Origin of the sequence: Pedobacter terrae, from assembly GCF_900100705.1 — a bacterium.
GTDB classification, from domain to species: Bacteria; Bacteroidota; Bacteroidia; order Sphingobacteriales; family Sphingobacteriaceae; genus Pedobacter; species Pedobacter terrae.
Map to the genome: position 1 here is coordinate 66,414 of NZ_FNCH01000006.1, position 19,182 is coordinate 85,595.

The following is a 19,182-nucleotide window of genomic DNA, read 5'->3' on the forward strand; positions in this document are numbered from 1 at the left end:
CCTATTTTTGTTTTACGCCAGTAACAATCCAACCCGCAAACTTGTCATCTTCGTTTAAGGCCACAAGAGCCGTTTTTTGCTTATCACGCAATGCAGATCCTGCCACAAAAACTGCCGCGTATAACCCTACAAACGACAACCATTCCCTATTATCCACACCATCTTCCAGCGGGTCGAGTGTCACAATAATTAAATCAAACTGATCCCTGATCGTACCAAAAATTCCCGAAAGTGCTTCACGATCCTTGATTTCCAAAAGCGATTTTCCTTCCAAATCATTATTAACGAAAGTAAAAGGCTTGTTCTCAGTAATACGGTCACCTTGTAACACCGCTTTTATTGATTGATTTACCGGCACCTTTAAATTTTGTAATGCCGATACGAATTCCTGATTTCCGATCAGTAATACTTTTTTATTTAGTTGTGCGAAGGCGTAGGCTAAATTTATTACGGTAAATGACTGTGATCCGGACGGTCCAAAACCGGTTAAGCCCAGTACTTTTTGATTGTGGCTAAAAAGCAGGTTATCAAGTTCGAAACGCAGTGCCCTTAACTGGTTCTTAAAAACCGTGTATTCACTTTCGGAGTGCTGCGCTCCCCAGATCTGAGCGATATTGTCATTACCGGCTCTGATAAAATCCAGTTCACCAATCAGCTTTGCATTCAGTTCAGACTTTAATTCTGCACCTTTATTAATCGAATGGTCTAAAACAGACAATAGAAACAAAGTGCAAAAGCAAATTGCGAAACTGGCAATAGCACTAAGCGCAATGTATATCAGTTTTTTTGACGACTCGGGAAGGGTGGGTATCCCTTCCTGTACGAGTTGAAGGCGTAAACCTATATTTTTATCGAGACTGGTTTGATTATAACGGGCTAAAATTTCGAGGTATTCTTTTGTTGCTACATCCGCATTGCGCTCATAGTCTTGTACACCCGCATCAAAAGGCACCATCCCTGTAAATTTGGCATTTAGCTTGGCCAGCTCCTTATCAATATCATTTATCCCAGCCGTTGCTCTTTCAACTTCAATGCCCAGCGAAATACGACGCTGAACAAGACTCTGTTTGGCTATAAGGGGATCACTTACGTACTGATCGTTAGACTTGACTAATTTAGCACTTAGTAAAAGCTGCAATGAATCTACTACTTTTTTATCCGCAGGTTTGTAACCGTTACGCAAATAGTTATCCTCAGCTGCCTGAACGTTATTTTTTAAGTTAATAATGGCACGGTTATCCTCAATAACTTCTGCACCCAGGTATTTATCGCTGGTTCTGCTCGCCAGTTTATCATTTACACTTTTTAATGCTGCCTGTGCTGCCTGCCTATCGATCAGGGCCTGGTTCCTCCTGTTCTCATTATCGGTAATTTGTTGGTAAACAATTTGTGACTGCTTATCCAGGTTTAGTACACCGTTACGGATTTTATAGTCTTTTAATTGCTTTATCCTCTCATTCATATCAGCCTCTTTCTTTTTCAGCAGAGAATCAAGCACTACGATGGCTGTATTTTTATTCTCGATCTGTTCCAGACTGTAGTTATTAATGAAATCCCTGGAAAGGGTATTTACAACAAAAACAGAAAGCAGTGTATTATTAGAGGTGTAGGCTACCGAGATAAAATCACTGTTTTGCTCATGGTTAATGTCAAGTTTTTTATTCAGACTCTTTTCATCATAGCCCATTGAGGTAACAATCTGATAGAGTTTAATTTTACCATTATCCAGCGGTGTAAGCACTTGCCTTTTGTTCAACCGGTCTTCAAACAGCTTAATCGCTTCCTGTCGCTGTGCATCGGTTAAGGCGTTCAGCTCGGCGCTCCAGGGTTTAAATGTTCCTTTTTTATCCCTCAGATCATGCAAGATCAGGCGGTAAGAAAGCAAACTGATATTTTTGGGCATCCTCATGACATCCATAATCGTTGAAAACTGCTGATTAAGCTTGATGATGATATCAGGCCCGGTATAACTGGCACGATCGGGCGCGAGCTGCCTGGATGGATCGAGCAAACCGGTTGAAAGTTTTGCTTCAGATTTATAGTCTTTTGGGAGATTTCTCAGCATAAAAAAACCAACAACCACTGTCAAAATGAAGATAACGATGATCATCCACCTGTATTTGTTTACTGTATCTAAGGATTTATGTATGTTCATTTTATCTTATTTCACATTTTTCAATTCTTCGCCAATAAGGGCTTCTAACTCTTCCTTAGCTTTTAAAAGATTAAGTTCTGCAAGCAGCCTTTCAGAATTCGCATAAGAGGTTAAGGTTTTTGCCTTGGTGTAATCATCCAGGTTCGCCTCTCCTTTCTCGAATTTGTACCGCAGGCCATCACTAGCCGCTTTGTTGTCTATATACGTTTGTGCTTTAACCCGTAAATCAGCGTTCTCGCGCAGGTATTCAAAATATGTTTTTTTAACTTCAGATTTGAGCAGGATGTCGTATTCCTGAGCCTGAAAAAACTTCTCATTATGTTCTTCTTTAGCCTGCCTTACCAGCGCTGGTGTGCGGAATAAAATGCCGAGATTAAGATAAATGCCAAATTGTATGCCGTTTAAGGTATAAGGATTTGTGGTATTGTACCTGGCTGCATTATTAGGACTATAGTTATAAGAAGCTGTAAATGCGTCCAGATAGGTTGCCCTTGCTACGCCTATTTTTGCCTTTGCACTAAGTTCACTGGCCTTGTACATTTTCCGCTTCGGGTAATTCTTAAGGGCAAGATCAACATACTTTTCCAGTAGCTGGTAGTTGATATCTCCAATAAAGCTCTCCTGAGCCTGAACAACATTTATTGAGGCCAAAAGAAATACAAAAACTACGAAAATCCGGATCATTAAATAAGGCATTAAAAGTTCTCTTTAAAGGCGAGTATTTTTTAGATATAGTTTCAAATCTAATTAAATAGAATCTTTTTTTTGGTAAAAAAAAAATTTTTTTTTTCAACGATAGGCCTCACTCCGGTTATAAGAACCCACATTGCCTGAAATATATACACCAATTTAAAAAGATAGCCTGAAGTTGATCACCAAATTATCTTATTTTTGAAAGATAAGCTTATAAAAAATATGAAGATTTTTGCCGAGACAGCACGGTTAATCCTTCGCGAGATTATACCTGCCGATGCGGAGGGTATGTTTGAAATGAACAGTGATCCAGATGTTCAACTTTATCTTGGCAACAAACCTATAAAGTCAATTGAGCAAAGTATCGCCGAAATTGAATTTATCAGAAAACAATATACTGAAAATGGTATCGGCAGATGGGCTGTTATCGAAAAAGCAACGGGTAATTTTGTGGGCTGGTCTGGTTTAAAACTCATCAGAGAAACGACCAACAACCATGTTAATTATTACGATCTGGGGTATCGGTTCATCAAACGGTTTTGGGGGCAAGGTTATGCCACAGAAACGGCAAAGGCCGCACGGGACTATGGTTTTAATGAACTAAAGTTGAATGAGCTAATTGGTATTGCAGATATCAATAATTTTGGATCTATCCATGTGCTGGAAAAAGTGGGTTTAAAACGGATTTCTGTCTTCGATTACGATGGCGTAAAACACCATTGGATGAAGATTGAAAAGTCAGTTAGCTTTATCAAAAGCTGATTTACCTTTTATTGGTTTAGTTTTTGATGATAAAAAGAAAATTATATAAACCTTTTGTTATGAAAAACCTTATCTACTGTGGAATACTGATCTTATTATTCAGTTCTTGTAAAGAAAAATTAGATCCGGCAAATTTTACCAATACCAAATGGGAATTAACCTCGTTGCCGGGGTTAACTTTGCCTTCAACCGCAAAAGCAACCCTAAACTTTGCTGACAGCCTTAAAATCAGCGGAAAATCGTTCTGCAACAATTACGGCGGACAAGCAGAAATTGCTGATCAGAAAATAACTGTTAAAAATGTTTTTAGTACAAAAATGTTTTGCCAGGAAACTGATGCTGCTGAACGTGCTTATTTACATGCCCTTAACCAGGTTAATGGGGCTAGAATAGCTGATAATAAGCTACAGCTGTTAAATGGAGATAAAACCTTAATGGTTTTTACTAAAACGAACTAGAATCTTTACAAAGATAAAAAGGCTGAATAAAGTATTTTTACTATTTTCGGCCTTTTGAGTTTAACGCAGGAGTAATGCCATCGATAATACCAGATCTGAAGTTTTTTTTCTCGACCATAAGAAAAGCATTTAATTTATTTCAGAAAAATGATCCTTTACGTTTGGCCGGTGCTACCGCTTTTTTTACCAATTTCGCCTTACCTCCAATATTAATCATCCTGATCAGGCTTTTCGGCATGTTTACCGATAGAAGGTTGTTGGCTACACACCTGTTTGAACGTTTGGCGAATATTCTCGATAATGAAAGTATCCAACAGATCAGAAATACATTAAGAAACATCCGTGGGATCAATCAAGCCTGGTATGTTACCTTATTTAGTTTTATATTTTTTCTTTTTGTAGCCACCACATTATTTAATGTGATTAAAAACTCCTTAGAACAGATCTGGAATATTGGCCAGAAAGATAAAAAAGGGATTATCAGTACCCTCAAATCAAGAGCCATATCTGTTACCATTATTTTATTGGCTGGCATATTATTTTTTATAGGTCTACTGGCCGATAGTGTGCAGGCCTATATAGGTGCTTTTCTAAAAAACGGATCCCCTTCTTTTGAGTTAATCTTAACTTCGATTATTAATCAACTCGTTTTTGTGATCATCGTAACCACGTGGTTTACCATACTTTTCAGGTATTTAACCAATGGTCGACCTACCTGGCGGGCAGCCATTTCAGGAGGCTTGTTAACCGGATGCCTATTTACCGCGGGAAAATACATTTTGAGGATTTTATTGCCGTTGAGTAATATCAGCAACATTTATGGATCAGCAGGATCAATTATCGTAATTATGCTCTTTGTATTTTACTCTTCATTGATATTCTATTTTGGTGCTTCATTTATAAAAGCATTAAGCGTTGGACGCGCCACTCCTATTGTACCAAAAAACGGGTCTTTTGCTTATGAGCTAACCGAAATTGGACAGGAAAAGGAAGAAGACTAATTGGCGTTATACCGCCAGGTTTTGGATCAATTTATCAAGCAGGCTTTTTAACTGAATTATTTCTTCAGGGCTTATCCCAAGCTGCTCTCCAAGCTGAGCCCTTAAAGCCGGTGCTTTTTCTTTCAATGCCATTCCCTTTTCTGTAAGTGATATAACAATGCTTCGCTCATCTTTTAACGATCTAACGCGTTCTACAAGACCAGTTTCCTGCATCCGCTTAAGTAATGGAGTTAAGGTATTCGATTGCAGCATCAATTTCTCAGAAAGCAGGCTTAAGTTAACTGAATCATTTTCCCACAAAACCATTAAAACCAGATATTGCGGATAGGTTATGCCCAGGGTATCTAGCACGGGCTGATAACATTTGGTTACTAACCTCGAAGCAGCATAAAGCGGAAAACACAGTTGATTTTCCAGTTTTAAAGACTCATCTATTTCCATCGCCTATTTTCTTTCACAATAAAATATTTAGCTAAATAAATCATTTTCTCCGAAATTTGCTGTTCAATACAAAAATCTGGTTGTTATTTAGCTGGAAAAGGATGGAGAAATCTTTAAGTAATGTTAAAGATTTCTCATCCTAGGGATTTGCTTTGGAACACTGTAGTCCGGAATGACAGTCCACCTACCACTCGTTCCATGCTGGAGTCAGTAATTAAATCACTTCCAATTTAACATCAATATTACCACGTGTCGCATTTGAGTATGGACATATTGTATGTGCTTTCTCTACCAGTTGCTGAGCCTGTGTAGTTTCTATTCCCGGGATATGCACCTGTAACGATACGCCTAATTTGAAGCCACCTTTTTCATCAGCATGTAGCGATACATTTGCTTTAACCGACGACGGCTGTTCAGGTTTAACCTTATCCTGATGCATCACCAGGTTTAATGCACTATCAAAGCAGGCAGCATAACCCGCAGCAAAAAGCTGCTCTGGATTGGTATACGCATCGCCATTACCGCCCAGTTCTTTTGGCATTCTCACTTCAAGTTCTAAAACACCGTTTTCACTTGTTATTTTTCCATTACGTCCGCCAGTTACTGTAGCGCTTGTTTCATATAACATTTTCATATCTCTAAATTTAATTTGTATCGCAAACGATTATATCGTTTGCGATACAAATATACGTTACTATTTTAGAAAAGCAAATTAATCTTCAAAATATGGAAGGAATTTTATCTGAAATGCAAAATCAAAATCTTGGGCATAAAAAAAGGTGTTCATTAAAAATGAACACCTTACTGTTTTATTGATTTTTATTACAAAATTCTATAACCTAAACCAACGGTAAATAAATTGAGCTTAGTGCCCGGATAACCAGATTTGTTGATCTTTGACAGGCCAAGTTCATAACGTGCATCAAAGCTTAGTTTTTTAAGGTCTAAACCTGCTCCAAACTGCCAGGCTAAAGCCTGATTTTTAAAGTCGGCACGGAAAACGTTTCCTGCGGCCTGACCAAAACTTTGGTTTTCATCCAATATCAAGGAGAACATTGGTCCGGTGTTTAAACGAAGTCCTACACCGGCGGCACCAAATTTCGTGCCTACCAATAAAGGTACATCCAAACTCGTAAAACGCACTTTGTTTATATCTCCTGTTGCATCACTTACCAAATCTGCTTTTTTTCCTGATATGTAAAGTTCGGGTTGGAAATAAACGCCTGCAGCACCTACCCTGGCCCAAAGGCCGCCATAAAAACCAGTACGGTTATTACTGTTAAAAGTGTTTTCACTATCAAATTTCGAAAAATTTGCGCCAGCTTTAACACCCAGCTGGAATGACGGTAATATCTGTGCGCTGGCAAATAAGCCAACCAGCAAAAAGGCAACGGTTAAAGATAAATATTTCATATGCAATAAATTAGCTGGTGGCATTGTTAATGGCTTCCTGTTCTTTTAAAGCATCAACATTGTTTTTATCACCAAAGTTTTGTGTTTTACCTGCAAAGTAATCTAAAATTCCTGAAATAGTATCTAAGTTATCTGCTAAATTTTGATGAATATCAGGTAGATCTTTTTCCAGACGACTGTCGCCCAATTCGATATTATCTACTTCAATTTTAGCAATTTTCTGAATAAGTGCCTGCTTAGAATTTTGCAAATCTTCCAATTCACGCACAATCTTTTCCATTAATTCAAACTTCTTTAAAGTATTCATAGGTTCTTATTTTAGTTAAACTATTCCTTATAAACCCCTTAGTGCCGGTTTTGTTTGATTTCATCAATCTTTAATTAGCAAACTTGGAAATATCGAAAATAACTAATAAATTAGTTAAAAAATCACTGATCATGAAAAGCTTTCTTAGTTTATTAGTCCTATTCATTTTAACTTTAACTAGTTATGCACAAGATGCAAAAACTGTAGATAAGGAGAAACTCTTCGACCTTTACCAAACCCAGCGTTATGACCAGGCTGCCCAATACCTTAAAAGTATTTATGGAGAAGAAGTAAATGATTTTAAAGTGCTCAGCCAAATTGGCTATTGTTTTTTAATGGCGGGCAATACGGTAGAAGCTGAAAATTTTTATACCAGGGCCTACACCCTGCAACCAGGCAGCTTATCCATTCTTTTTAGTCTCGGTAATATTAACACCAAAAGAGGAAATACTGAAAAGGCTAAACTGTATTATGGTGAAATTGTGAAGATAGACAGTAATAATTTTAATGTGTATAAACTGTTAGCTCATCTATATCATTCTCCGAAAGACGATTCGCTTAAACTTACCTATCTTTTAAAAGCGAACTTTATTAATCCATTAGAAGGCGATGTTGCTGCCGACCTTGCTGAGCTTCATTCTTCTTTTCAGCAATACGAGAAAGCTTATCGTGTGCTTGATATTGCCATTAAAGGAGATAGTGATAATTTGGTGCTGCAAAGAGCGAAGCTGCCTATTGCCAACCAGCTTAAAAAATATAGTGAAGTGATTGCATCAGGTGAGAAATTATTGAAAGATGGTGCAGATGCCGGGGTAATAAAAGATGTGGCAAAAGCCTATTATTACACCAAGAAATATCAAAAAGCAATAGCCCTTTTTAAAGAACTGGAAGTAGCTGCAATGGAGAATGAAGCGACCCTGTACTACACATCACTTAGTTACCGGGCACTGAAAGATTATCGCCAATCAGCACTTTACACCAAAAAAACTATCGATGCAGCGATCTCTCCTAATACTTCCAGTTATTATTCTTTATTAGGATTGGTTTATGAGGAAAATAACCAATTGGCCCTGGCAGGCGCGGCCTATAAAAAAGGCCTGCAATTTAAAGCCACTGCAACATTGTACTATCGTTTAGCCATATTTTACGATACCCGTTTAAAACAGGGTAAAAATGCACTCAGATATTATAACCTTTATTTAAAAAGTAAGCCAAGTTTAACAGATGATAAAGAAGAAATTAAATTTTCAAAGGATAGGATTGCTCAGCTAAGCCTTGCCGATTAAACCAGGTTTTCGAAAACAGGCTTTACATTATCCCAAAATTCATCCAGGGCAATTATTCTTGGTTTAAAAAAGGAAATTAAGTCTGGCCAATGTTGTTGATTAAAAATGCTCACGCCAGTAATGCCGATGGAAATCTGAGATACCGTTTTACCGAAATCATCGGTTGCATCTTTAATCCAGTTCCACTCTTCGCCCACTGTATTGGTAAATAGGAGCTTAAATTCTTCAAACTGTTCGAAAATAAGATGTCTGATACCGGGATCAGGATGCGACAGCTGAATGCTAATAAATGCCTTCTTACCATCAACATCCATTTTGAAGAAGATGTTCTTTACGCCGGTTTTATAGTTTGTCCAGTTTACGGTAGAACCGCCCGCTGATGGAACAGGCTTCATGTATTGCCCAAAACTAATCCAAAACTGTTGGCGCAAACGGGCCGATTCTTCTTTACTGTACATTTATTTTTTTAGCATCTGATAGAGGCCTTATTATTATTAAACTAAATCGTCATTCCAGCGCAGACGGAATCTTACTACTCATCGCATTAAGATTCCCAATCAAGTTGGGAATGACGATTTTTCTTGTCTTTTTACAAAGCTGCAATATTAGCGATTAATATTTACTTTCAAAATGATAACTGCCAGAGCCAATTTCATTTTTTTTGCCAGTACCAGGCAGTACAATGGTTGCAGTGGCATTGGCTGGCACAGTTACATTCAGCTTAAAAATACCATCTGCAATTGTCCAGGAAGATTTAACTTTTCCATAAACGGTTTCCAGCTCTGCCGAAGCACTGGTTAATTTGCCGCCAGGTCTGGGCGCAATTAAAATGGCCTTATAACCAGGTTTTGCTACAACCGGATTAATACCTGCTATGTTTTTATACATCCAATCGCCAATAGCGCCATAAGCGTAGTGGTTAAAAGAATTCATATCTGCGGTTTGGAAAGTGCCATCCTGTTTAATACCATCCCATCGCTCCCAAATGGTAGTTGCTCCCATTTTAACAGGGTACAACCATGAAGGATAACTTTCTTGCAGTAACAAATCGTAAGCTACATCTTCATGTCCAAAACGGCTCAAGACGTGGCAAAGATATGGTGTACCCAAAAAACCGGTAGTGAGGTGGTTTCCATAATCTTTTACATTACCTACCAGTCTCTGTGCTGCCTGCGCACGTAAGTTCTCAGGCAGCATATCAAATTGCAAGGCTAAAACATATGCCGTTTGGGTATTAGAAATCAGTTTGCCGTTTGGCGTCATATTTTCTTTGATGTAAGCCGCCTTAATCTGCGCTAACAGCGCATTGTACTTCTTTACATCGTCTGTTTTGCCCAATACCTCTGCGGCATTGATCAGCAAGTGGGTAGAATGTGCATAAAATGTTTGGGCAATCATATACTTATCGGTTACTGCAGCGCGGCCATCGTTGTCATCATTAGGCCTGTAGAACAACCAATCGCCAAAGTGGAAACCTGTATTCCAAAGGTTATTTTTTGCCATTGAAGAAATATAATCAACCCACTTTTTCATGCTATTATACTGCGATTCTAATATGCCTTGGTCGCCGTATGATACATACATATCCCAGGGAACAATGGTAGCTACATCGGCCCAGCCTGCAGAACCTGCATCATTCTGGGTCAGCACATTTGGTACTACAAAAGGAACGCTGCCATTGGGGAGCTGATCTGCAGAAACATCTTTTAGCCATTTGGTAAAAAAGCCCGATACATCCATATTATAAGCTGCAGTTAAGGCAAATGCCTGGGCATCTCCGGTCCAGCCTAAACGTTCATCTCTTTGCGGACAATCTGTTGGCACATCAACAAAATTGCCCTTCTGCCCCCAGCTAATGTTATGTTGTAATTGATTGAGTAATGGATTGGAGGTACTGAATTTCCCGCTGGTTTTCATGTCAGAATAAACCGCTACCGCAGTAAGGTTTTCCAATCTTAATTCGCCCGGATATCCATCTATTTTGACATATCTAAAGCCCTGAAAAGAGAAATGTGGTTCGAATAACTGCTCAGCTTCACCTTTCAAAATATAATTGTTCTGCTGTTTGGCGGTTCTCAGGTTAGTAGTATAAAAATTTCCTTCTTTGGTTAATACTTCGGCATGGCTGATGGATATTCTTGTACCAGCTGGCCCTTTTGCTTTTAACATTACCCAACCCACTAAATTCTGACCAAAATCTACAACTGTTTCGCCTTTTGGTGTTTTAAATATTTTTAAGGCTTTAAATTCTTCATGTTTGGTTACCTGTGGTCCGCTCATTCCAACCAGCTTTTCCGGACCAAAGGCCATTTCCTGTACTGGTTTCCAGTTCGTATTTTCTTTAAAGCCAATATTATTCCAGCCTTGGATTTCAAGTCGGGCATCGTAGGTTTCCCCATCATAAATATTAGCAGCCAATATGGGGCCATAACTCGTTTTCCAGCTGTTATCCGTTACAATAGTTTCTTTACTCCCATCAGTATATTCTACTTCCAGCTGCATTAACAATGCCCTGGTATCGCCATAAAATTGTTTTTGATGACCAAATCCGATACGCCCCTTGTACCAGCCATCGCCTAACATCACGCCAATTACATTGACACCTTTTTTTAGCGATTCTTTAACGTCATAAACCTGATATTGAATATGGTCTTTATAACTTGTCCAGCCTGGGGCAAAATAAGCATTACCCACGCGGCTGCCATTTATACTGGCCTCATACAAACCTTTGGCCGTAATGTAAGCCGTTGCAGATCTAACTTGTTTTTTCAGGTTAATTTCTTTTCTTAACAACGGGCTCGCCAATGAAGTATCTTTTCCAGCTACCGCAATCCATTTCGCCTGCCAATCTTCAGGTTTTAAACCCGTTTGAAAATATTGTACCGGCGACCATGCAGAAGTATTTCCATGATTATCTTTTACCCTAACCTGCCAGTAATATTTAGTTTTTGAAGATAACTGGGGTCCATTATAATTCACAAGCACCGATTGATCATTATCTACCGTAGTTTTCCATAACACCTTTTCAATTTTAGGCGAGTTACCCAGTTTGATTTCGTAACTGCGCTGTTTGGTGTTTTTTATATCCGAAATCATTTTCCAGCTAAATCTGGGGTTAGGACGATCAATACTAAAAGGATTTACTAAATGCTCAACAGTTAAATCTTTTACCGAGATTTTCTGCCCGAAAGCATTCATAGTAAATAAAAACAAAAAGATAAGGAGAGTTAGTTTGCCTGAGGTGAGGAAATTTTTATTCATATTGGTTAGCGCTAATTTTTAATCTTAACTCTACAATATCAGAAATATTCTTTAACTAACCATCCTATAGTGCTACGAAAAATTTGGCGTTGGCATAAACGTCAATAAATAAGGTCAAGCACTTACCCCCCAAAAAAAACTTACCGGTTCATCAACCGGGCAACATATTTACCGATAATATCGAATTCTAAATTTACCGTATCACCAACTTCAACTTCTTGTAAGTTGGTATGTTCGAAAGTATAAGGAATGATAAATACCGAAAATTCGTCGTTAGCTGAATTTACGACAGTTAAGCTAATCCCGTTTACACAAGCAGAACCTTTTTCTACGGTTACATTCCCGGCACTGGCATCATATTTAAAGCGATATTCCCAGCTACCATCCAATTCTTCCCGCTTCACACAAACAGCTGTCTGGTCTACGTGGCCTTGTACAATGTGTCCATCTAAACGGGCATTCATCTGCATGCAGCGCTCGAGGTTAACTTTACTGCCCACCTTCAAACCATCCAGATTGGTTTTGTTCAAAGTTTCATCTATAGCGGTAACGGTATGTGTGCCATCATTTAAAGCCACTACTGTTAAACAGACGCCGTTATGGGCTACACTCTGGTCAATTTTCAGTTCATGACTAATTGCCGAAGATATGGTAAAGTGTATATTGGTATGATCGTTTTTAATGGCAGTAACTTCGCCAAGTGTTTCTATAATTCCTGTGAACATTTTTTTTGTTTTTGACGGGTCGTCATCTCGACTGAAGCGTAGTCCCGAACGTTCGGGAGAGAGATCTATCTCGAGATAGATTTCTCGGCTGCATTATACTCAGCTCGAAATGACGGACTCATTATTATTTATTAGCGAGAAAGATACTGAAACAAGTTCAGCATGACGTCCCCAATGAAGACTTCTCTAAGTTGTTAATATTTCAATCTATTTTTTCTCCAATTGGAGCTATTTTTAACTGCAGAACGCTCTAATTTCACTTCTTTCTTTTCAAAAAGTTTTGCGGCAATTAAAGCGGCAATCAATGTTTCTGTTCCATCCTGTTTCTTTAAACTTTCTGCTGTAAAGTACTTACCAACAAAATGTGTATCGAATTTACCTGTTTTAAAAGCCTCGTGCTGCATTACAAATTTACCAAAACCCAAAGTAGTTTCTATCCCCGTAATATCATATTCTTCAATAGCCCTTACCATTCGCGCTATAGCTTCCTCCCTATCTTTTCCAAAGGTAATCAGTTTGGCAATCATCGGATCGTAATAAATCGGGATTTCCATGCCCTGTTCAAAGCCATCATCTACCCTTACCCCAGTGCCTTTAGGCGTAATGTAAGTGTGCAAAGTGCCGATATCAGGCAGGAAATTATTGGCCGGATCTTCTGCATAAACCCTAAGTTCGATAGCGTGCCCAATAATTTTTAAGTCATCCTGGTTAAAACTCAATTTTTCTCCTGATGCAATTTTTATCTGCTCTTTTACCAGATCTACCCCCGTAATCAGTTCCGTTACCGGATGCTCTACCTGCAGACGGGTATTCATTTCTAGGAAAAAGAAATCAAGATTTTCATCTAAAATAAACTCTACCGTACCCGCTCCGGTATAATTTACAGAACGGGCTACATCTACCGCACATTTGCCCATTTTTTGTCTGATCTCTTCAGTCAATACCGCTGATGGCGCTTCTTCAACCACTTTTTGATGCCGCCGCTGCACAGAACATTCTCGCTCAAACAGATGTACAATATTGCCATGGGTATCGCCTAAAACCTGTATTTCGATGTGTCTTGGTGAAGTAACATAACGTTCAATAAAAACAGCCCCATCTCCAAATGCCGAGGTGGCCTCGCTTACAGCAAGTTGCATCTGTTCTTCAAAATCTTCAGCACGCTCCACAATACGCATCCCTTTACCTCCACCCCCTGCAGCAGCTTTAATTAATATTGGAAAACCAACATTTATTGCGCGCTGCTTGGCGTCGTTTACATCTTGAATGGCCTCCTCCGTTCCGGGAACCATGGGAATATTATATTTTAATGCTGCTGCCTTTGCAGATAGTTTGTTGCCCATGGTTTCCATAGCCTGTGGTGAAGGACCTACCAAAATAAGTCCGGCATCGGCAACCATTTGAGCAAAACCCGCATTTTCTGACAAAAATCCATAACCTGGATGAATGGCTTCTGCACCCGTTAGTTTACAGGCATCGATAATCTTTTCACCAACTAAATAACTTTGGTTAGAAGGCGCCGGACCGATACAAATTGCCTCGTCGGCATAGCGCACATGCAGTGCATTCCGGTCTGCTTCAGAAAAAACAGCCACCGTTTTAATTCCCATTTCCTTTGCCGAACGCATAATACGTAAAGCAATTTCGCCCCGGTTAGCGATTAAGAGCTTGGAGATTGGGGTTTGGAGTTTAGAGTTTTCAGGCATTTTGGTTAGCATTTCATTAGACATATTGACTGGGGACTAAAGGCTCACGACTTCAGACTCTGTCTAAGACAAATGTAAGATTATTTCAATTGCCTGATCAATCATTTCGGCGCTCAGATCCAGATGTGTTACCAAACGGATCGTACTGGCACTGGTGGTATTACAATACAATCCTTTTTCCTTTAACTGGTATACGATCTTCTCTGCTGATCCCTTTTCTACTTCAAAAATAACGATGTTGGTTTCAACCGGCATTACCGATTTTACATATTTTGCACTGGCCAGTGCATTGGCCAATGCCTGGGCATGGGCATGATCGTTTTTTAAACGTGTTACATGATGATCGAGCGCGTAAATACCTGCTGCTGCCAAAAAACCTGCCTGGCGCATACCTCCACCAAAAGCTTTTCTAATTTTGCGCGCTTTATGGATCATTTGTTTACTGCCTAGTAATACCGAGCCTACTGGTGCACCGAGTCCCTTTGATAAACAAACCGAAATGCCATCAAAATATTTGCCGTATTCGCCTGCATGATCACCTGTGGCCATCAATGCGTTAAAAATACGCGCTCCATCTAAGTGCAGTTTTAATCCTTTGATGTTACAGAGGTGATGAATGGGCGCAATCTGCGATAAAGTATAACAGCTGCCGCCGCCTTTGTTTACGGTATTTTCCAAAACAACCAAACTGGAGCTGGGATAGTGGATATTATCTTCATTAATTTCAGGTTCGATCAGCTCTGGTGTTAAAATTCCACGTTCGCCATGCAATAGCCTTACAGATGCGCCGGAGTGGAAAGCAATGCCACCAATTTCGTAGCGATAAACATGCGCCGTCTGATCACAGATTACCTCGTCCATTGGTTGGGTAAAACACTTGATTGCGATCTGATTAGTCATCGTTCCGGATGGACAGAACAATCCGGCTTCCATGTTAAAAGTTGAAGCCAGTTTTGTTTCCAAAGCATGCACTGTTTCATCTTCACCAAAAACGTCATCCCCCACTTTTGCATTCATCATGGCATCCAACATTCCCGCGGTTGGTTTGGTTACCGTATCACTCCTGAAATCTAAAAATCGCTTGTTCATTTCGCTATTTTATTGTAAAATATTGTTGACGTTAAAAAAAAGACCACTGCCCTTTCTGGTATAATTTTAAGGTTTTTCATCGATTAAACGCCCTATATAGTGTATTTTTTACACACTTAATTTTCAGCAATAACAAATTGTTAAAAAATTATTAAAAAAAAGGATACAAAATATAAGACTTTTTATACTTTTATCGTGCTAAAACCAAAAATAAATAAAATGATAGTAATTGCAGACGGCGGATCTACCAAAACAAATTGGTGTTTGATTAACGAGGCCGGCAGAAAAATTTACTTTAACACCGAAGGTTACAATCCATATTTTTCTAAAGGAGAGTACATTGTAAAGTCTTTGAATGATACTCTTCCAGACCACTTGGAAAGAGAGAAATTGACCGCAGTTTATTACTATGGTGCCGGTTGTTCTACACCTGCAAATGTTAAGATTGTAGCCGATGCCATGCAACAGATCTTCGTCAATGCAAATATCTTCGTAGGTCATGATTTACTTGCTTCATCTAGAGCACTCCTTGGAAACGAGCCGGGATTTGCTGCTATTTTGGGAACAGGTACAAACTCATGCCTTTATGATGGCACTGAAATTACAATGAACATCGATTCGTTGGGTTATTTCCTGGGTGATGAAGGTAGCGGTTCATACATCGGTAAACGTATTTTAAGCGATTACATGAAAGGTTATATGCCGAAAGGATTACGCGAAGCTTTTTATGATAACTATGCTTTAACAAACGAAGATATTTTCGATAATATTTACAATAAACCACTGCCTAACCGTTTCTGTGCAAGTTTTAGTAAATTCTTATACGATTTTAAAGATAACTACGAAGATTATGCTTTTGCAACCATTGATTATGCATTTACCGCATTTTTCGAAGCATTGGTCATTCATTATCCAAACTATAAAGACCACAAATTAAACTGTGTGGGTTCAGTAGGTTATAGTTTCCGCGATATTTTAAGCATTGTAGCCGACCGTTACGAAATGGGTGTAGGCAAAATAATCCGCTCACCTATAGATGATTTGGTACATTACCACCTGGAGTTGGCGCCGAAGGCTTAGTTTGCAGTTGGGAGTTTTCAGTTTGGAGTTAACAGTTACTGAAAGCAGAGAAAACAAAAAAATCCCGGTTTGAAATTCAAACCGGGATTTTTCTATTTATAACAGACGATACTGCTTTCGTTTTTAATCTTTTAGCACTCTCTCAAATCTAACTTCTAAAATCTTAACCTAGAACGAAATCTCCTTGCCAAAAAGCTTGGCGTATTTACGTTTATCAAAACGGTATAAGGTAGCTGCACGATAGGAAACGCCTTTTTGTTTTTCATCAAGCTCCTTAAGCACACCAAAACTTACAATTTTCTTTCTAAAATTCCTTTTATCGAGTTTTTTACCCAGCACCAGTTCGTAAACATGCTGTAGTTGGGTTAAGGTAAATTTTTCTGGCAATAGCTCGAACGCAATAGGCTGGTGTTTAATCCGGCGTTTTATTTTCTCTAATCCCTTATCGTAAATTTTCTGGTGATCAAAAGCCAATTTGGGCAGATCGGTAATGGGCAACCAATTGGCGCGCTTGGCATAAGTACTGATCGGACGTAATTCTTTATCTCCTCCTAAACGGATCAATGCATAATAGGCCAAAGTAATTACCCTACCTTGCGGGTGCCTACCCGGATCACCAAAAGCATAATACTGCTCCATATAAATACCACGTAAACCGGTAAGCTCGTACAGAATCCGGGAGGCTGATTGATCTAAACTTTCATCAGGACCAACAATATTACCGGGCAGTGCCCACCAATCCTTAAACGGTTCTTCATTCCTTTCAATTAGCAGGATTTTTAATTCCTTACCATCAAATCCAAACAAAACGCAATCTATCGAGAATACAGAATCTAAATGAGGTAAAATTTGTTCCAAAGTAAAAATTAGTTATTTTAAGCAGATAAAGGTATGACTTTCAATATTAAGTAAAAAAAATAAAATAAATTACTTAGTGTAAAAAATACACACTATATTCGTATTATAAAGATGAAGCCAAATATAAAAAATATAGCTGTATTAACATCTGGAGGCGATGCCCCTGGAATGAATGCAGCGATCAGAGCTGTTGTTCGTACCGGAATTTACCACGGCATTAACATGTTTGGGGTAATGCAAGGTTACCAAGGTTTAATAACCGACAACATAAAACCAATGGATGCCCGTTCTGTAAGTAATATTTTACACTTGGGCGGTACCATATTAAAAACTGCGCGCTGTTTAGAATTTAAAACAGACGAAGGTCAGCAGATTGCCTACAAAAACTTAAAGAAAAACGACATTGACGGATTGGTAGTCATTGGTGGCGACGGAACATTTACCGGAGCCAGGCGCTTTTCGGAAACTTTTGGGGTTAAGGTAATCGGTATACCGGGAACAATTGATAACGACTTAGTTGGATCTGACTTTACTTTAGGCTACGATACGGCTATTAATACCGTAATTGAAGCAATTGATAAAATCAGAGATACTGCTGATGCACACGACCGTTTATTTTTTATTGAGGTAATGGGCCGCGATTCTGGCTGTATTGCCTTAAGAAGTTCGATTGCCAGCGGTGCCGAAGCCGTATTATTGCCAGAGAAGGAAACAAGTGTTAATGAATTGATTGAGAAACTGGCCTTAGGTGCAGCAACAAAAAAATCATCGAGTATTGTTATCGTGGCAGAAGGCCATAAACAGGGCGGTGCTTACGATATTGCTAAAAAGGTAAAAGAAACTTTCGATCATTACGATACCAAAGTAACCATTCTTGGCCACCTTCAAAGAGGTGGAAGTCCGAGCAGTTTCGACAGAATTTTGGGCAGTCGTTTAGGTTTTGCCGCTGTAAATGCGTTAATTGCGGGCGAAACGGAGCAAATGGTAGGTTTAAAAGGAAACGAGATAAAATTAACCAGCATAAGAGAGGCTTTAACCGCTCATTCTTTTAAACTCGAACCCGATTTAATGGAAATGACAGAAGTACTTTCAATATAATATGGTAGCAGTTGTTTATAGCGGATCAAAAACGGCATTTTGGAAAATAACCCGAAATGGACAGGTAGTAGCACATTGTAATACTACCGGCCTAAACCCCTGCTTTGTTGATCCGAAAACAATTTTACAGATTTTAAATAAAAAGGTTGTCCTGGTCAATCATGCAGAAAATATCAAAAAGATTTATTTTTTTGCAGCCGGGGCATCATCACCAGATAGAAAAGAGGTACTGGCCAAAACCCTGGCATCATTTTTCAGATACAGCAAAATTGTAGTCGAAAATGATTTATTCGGGGCCGCCAAAGCTGCTTGTTATAACAAACCTGGTATTGTTGGTATGCTGGGCAGTGGTGCACATTGTGCCTATTTTGACGGAAAAAAACCATTGAACAACAATTTTGGATTAGGTTATATCCTGGGGGATGAAGGCTCATCTAATTATTTCGGAAAAATACTGCTGAAAGAATTTTTAAGCCAGAAAATGCCAAAGGACATAGAGGCCAAATTTACATTAACATACAATTTAGACCGCCCTCAAATATTAGAACGTATTTACAACAAGCCGCAGGCAAATATATTTCTAACTTCGTTTTTCGATTTCATTACCCATAACAGCAAACATGAGTATATCTGCAAACTGATTGATGAGGGATTTGAAAAATACTTCGATATATATATTGTGCCTACATGGCAAAAGCACAAAGATAGCGAACTGCATATTGTAGGCAAAGTGGCTGCCGAGCTAGAAGACCGACTGAGGCTCGTGGCTGGCAAGTACGATCTAAAAATTAAAAGCATCATTAAAGAACCCATACAAAATTTATTAAAACATTACATTAATTAACAAAC

The 19,182-nt window shown here is 38.9% G+C and carries 19 protein-coding genes; 7 read left to right on the forward strand and 12 right to left on the reverse strand.

Annotated features, from left to right (window positions below; all coding sequences use genetic code 11):
* Window position 1: 1 nt before the first annotated feature.
* Together BLR60_RS09425 and BLR60_RS09430 are read right to left on the reverse strand one after the other, a co-directional pair.
* A complete protein-coding gene (locus BLR60_RS09425) occupies window positions 2-2,155 on the reverse strand; it encodes a GumC family protein (protein ID WP_090499118.1) in 2,154 nt (717 codons plus the stop codon).
* A 6-nt stretch (window positions 2,156-2,161) separates the two neighbouring features.
* Window positions 2,162-2,839, reverse strand: a complete 678-nt coding sequence (locus BLR60_RS09430) for a TolC family protein (protein ID WP_167354711.1) — start codon at window positions 2,837-2,839, stop codon at window positions 2,162-2,164.
* Window positions 2,840-3,070: 231 nt separating this feature from the next.
* Here BLR60_RS09430 and BLR60_RS09435 point away from each other — a divergent pair, with 231 nt between their 5' ends.
* The 3 genes from BLR60_RS09435 to BLR60_RS09445 all read left to right on the forward strand — a co-directional run bounded on the left by BLR60_RS09435 (window position 3,071) and on the right by BLR60_RS09445 (window position 5,069).
* Window positions 3,071-3,610 (forward strand): GNAT family N-acetyltransferase, encoded by a 540-nt coding sequence (locus BLR60_RS09435; protein WP_090499122.1) that lies wholly within the window; start codon window positions 3,071-3,073, stop codon window positions 3,608-3,610.
* Between the two features lie 59 nt (window positions 3,611-3,669).
* Window positions 3,670-4,068: an META domain-containing protein gene (locus tag BLR60_RS09440; protein ID WP_167354712.1), complete on the forward strand. Its 399-nt coding sequence runs from the start codon at window positions 3,670-3,672 to the stop codon at window positions 4,066-4,068.
* A 74-nt stretch (window positions 4,069-4,142) separates the two neighbouring features.
* A complete protein-coding gene (locus BLR60_RS09445) occupies window positions 4,143-5,069 on the forward strand; it encodes a YihY/virulence factor BrkB family protein (protein ID WP_090499126.1) in 927 nt (308 codons plus the stop codon).
* Between the two features lie 6 nt (window positions 5,070-5,075).
* Here the strand turns inward: BLR60_RS09445 and BLR60_RS09450 are convergent, their stop codons facing one another.
* From BLR60_RS09450 to BLR60_RS09465, 4 genes are all read right to left on the reverse strand, one after another.
* Window positions 5,076-5,510, reverse strand: coding sequence for a MarR family winged helix-turn-helix transcriptional regulator (locus BLR60_RS09450; protein ID WP_090499129.1), 435 nt, complete (start codon window positions 5,508-5,510; stop codon window positions 5,076-5,078).
* Window positions 5,511-5,724: 214 nt separating this feature from the next.
* Window positions 5,725-6,144 carry an organic hydroperoxide resistance protein gene (locus BLR60_RS09455; RefSeq protein WP_090499131.1) on the reverse strand — a complete coding sequence of 140 codons (420 nt, stop codon included), beginning with the start codon at window positions 6,142-6,144 and terminating at the stop codon, window positions 5,725-5,727.
* 188 nt (window positions 6,145-6,332) lie between these two features.
* Window positions 6,333-6,923 (reverse strand): porin family protein, encoded by a 591-nt coding sequence (locus tag BLR60_RS09460; RefSeq protein WP_090499428.1) that lies wholly within the window; start codon window positions 6,921-6,923, stop codon window positions 6,333-6,335.
* A 10-nt stretch (window positions 6,924-6,933) separates the two neighbouring features.
* Window positions 6,934-7,230, reverse strand: coding sequence for a hypothetical protein (locus BLR60_RS09465; RefSeq protein WP_090499133.1), 297 nt, complete (start codon window positions 7,228-7,230; stop codon window positions 6,934-6,936).
* Window positions 7,231-7,361: 131 nt separating this feature from the next.
* On the opposite strand from BLR60_RS09465, the gene BLR60_RS09470 reads away from it, so the two are divergent.
* Window positions 7,362-8,516, forward strand: a complete 1,155-nt coding sequence (locus BLR60_RS09470; protein WP_143009054.1) for a tetratricopeptide repeat protein — start codon at window positions 7,362-7,364, stop codon at window positions 8,514-8,516.
* Here BLR60_RS09470 and BLR60_RS09475 read toward each other — a convergent pair.
* From BLR60_RS09475 to BLR60_RS09495, 5 genes are all read right to left on the reverse strand, one after another.
* Entirely contained in the window at window positions 8,513-8,974 is a 462-nt protein-coding gene (locus tag BLR60_RS09475; RefSeq protein ID WP_090499137.1) for a DUF4268 domain-containing protein, read from the reverse strand. The genes BLR60_RS09470 and BLR60_RS09475 overlap by 4 nt on opposite strands.
* A 154-nt stretch (window positions 8,975-9,128) precedes the next feature.
* Entirely contained in the window at window positions 9,129-11,777 is a 2,649-nt protein-coding gene (locus BLR60_RS09480) for a glycoside hydrolase family 78 protein (protein ID WP_090499139.1), read from the reverse strand.
* A 140-nt stretch (window positions 11,778-11,917) separates the two neighbouring features.
* On the reverse strand, window positions 11,918-12,502 hold the full coding sequence (locus BLR60_RS09485; protein ID WP_090499141.1) for a riboflavin synthase: 585 nt from the start codon (window positions 12,500-12,502) through the stop codon (window positions 11,918-11,920).
* Between the two features lie 194 nt (window positions 12,503-12,696).
* A complete protein-coding gene (accC, locus tag BLR60_RS09490) occupies window positions 12,697-14,208 on the reverse strand; it encodes an acetyl-CoA carboxylase biotin carboxylase subunit (RefSeq protein WP_090499430.1) in 1,512 nt (503 codons plus the stop codon).
* A gap of 63 nt (window positions 14,209-14,271) precedes the next feature.
* Window positions 14,272-15,297 carry a threonine aldolase family protein gene (locus BLR60_RS09495; RefSeq protein ID WP_090499143.1) on the reverse strand — a complete coding sequence of 342 codons (1,026 nt, stop codon included), beginning with the start codon at window positions 15,295-15,297 and terminating at the stop codon, window positions 14,272-14,274.
* 219 nt (window positions 15,298-15,516) lie between these two features.
* On the opposite strand from BLR60_RS09495, the gene BLR60_RS09500 reads away from it, so the two are divergent.
* The gene (locus tag BLR60_RS09500; protein ID WP_090499145.1) at window positions 15,517-16,377 is read left to right on the forward strand and encodes an N-acetylglucosamine kinase; all 861 of its coding nucleotides are present in this window, start codon (window positions 15,517-15,519) and stop codon (window positions 16,375-16,377) included.
* Between the two features lie 168 nt (window positions 16,378-16,545).
* Here the strand turns inward: BLR60_RS09500 and BLR60_RS09505 are convergent, their stop codons facing one another.
* A complete protein-coding gene (locus tag BLR60_RS09505; RefSeq protein WP_090499147.1) occupies window positions 16,546-17,235 on the reverse strand; it encodes an NUDIX hydrolase in 690 nt (229 codons plus the stop codon).
* A 111-nt stretch (window positions 17,236-17,346) separates the two neighbouring features.
* Between BLR60_RS09505 and pfkA the strand changes: the two genes are divergently transcribed.
* Both pfkA and BLR60_RS09515 read left to right on the forward strand, forming a co-directional pair.
* Window positions 17,347-18,333 (forward strand): 6-phosphofructokinase, encoded by a 987-nt coding sequence (pfkA, locus tag BLR60_RS09510; RefSeq protein WP_090499149.1) that lies wholly within the window; start codon window positions 17,347-17,349, stop codon window positions 18,331-18,333.
* Window position 18,334: 1 nt separating this feature from the next.
* The gene (locus tag BLR60_RS09515) at window positions 18,335-19,177 is read left to right on the forward strand and encodes a hypothetical protein (RefSeq protein ID WP_090499151.1); all 843 of its coding nucleotides are present in this window, start codon (window positions 18,335-18,337) and stop codon (window positions 19,175-19,177) included.
* The last annotated feature ends 5 nt before the right edge of the window (window positions 19,178-19,182 follow it).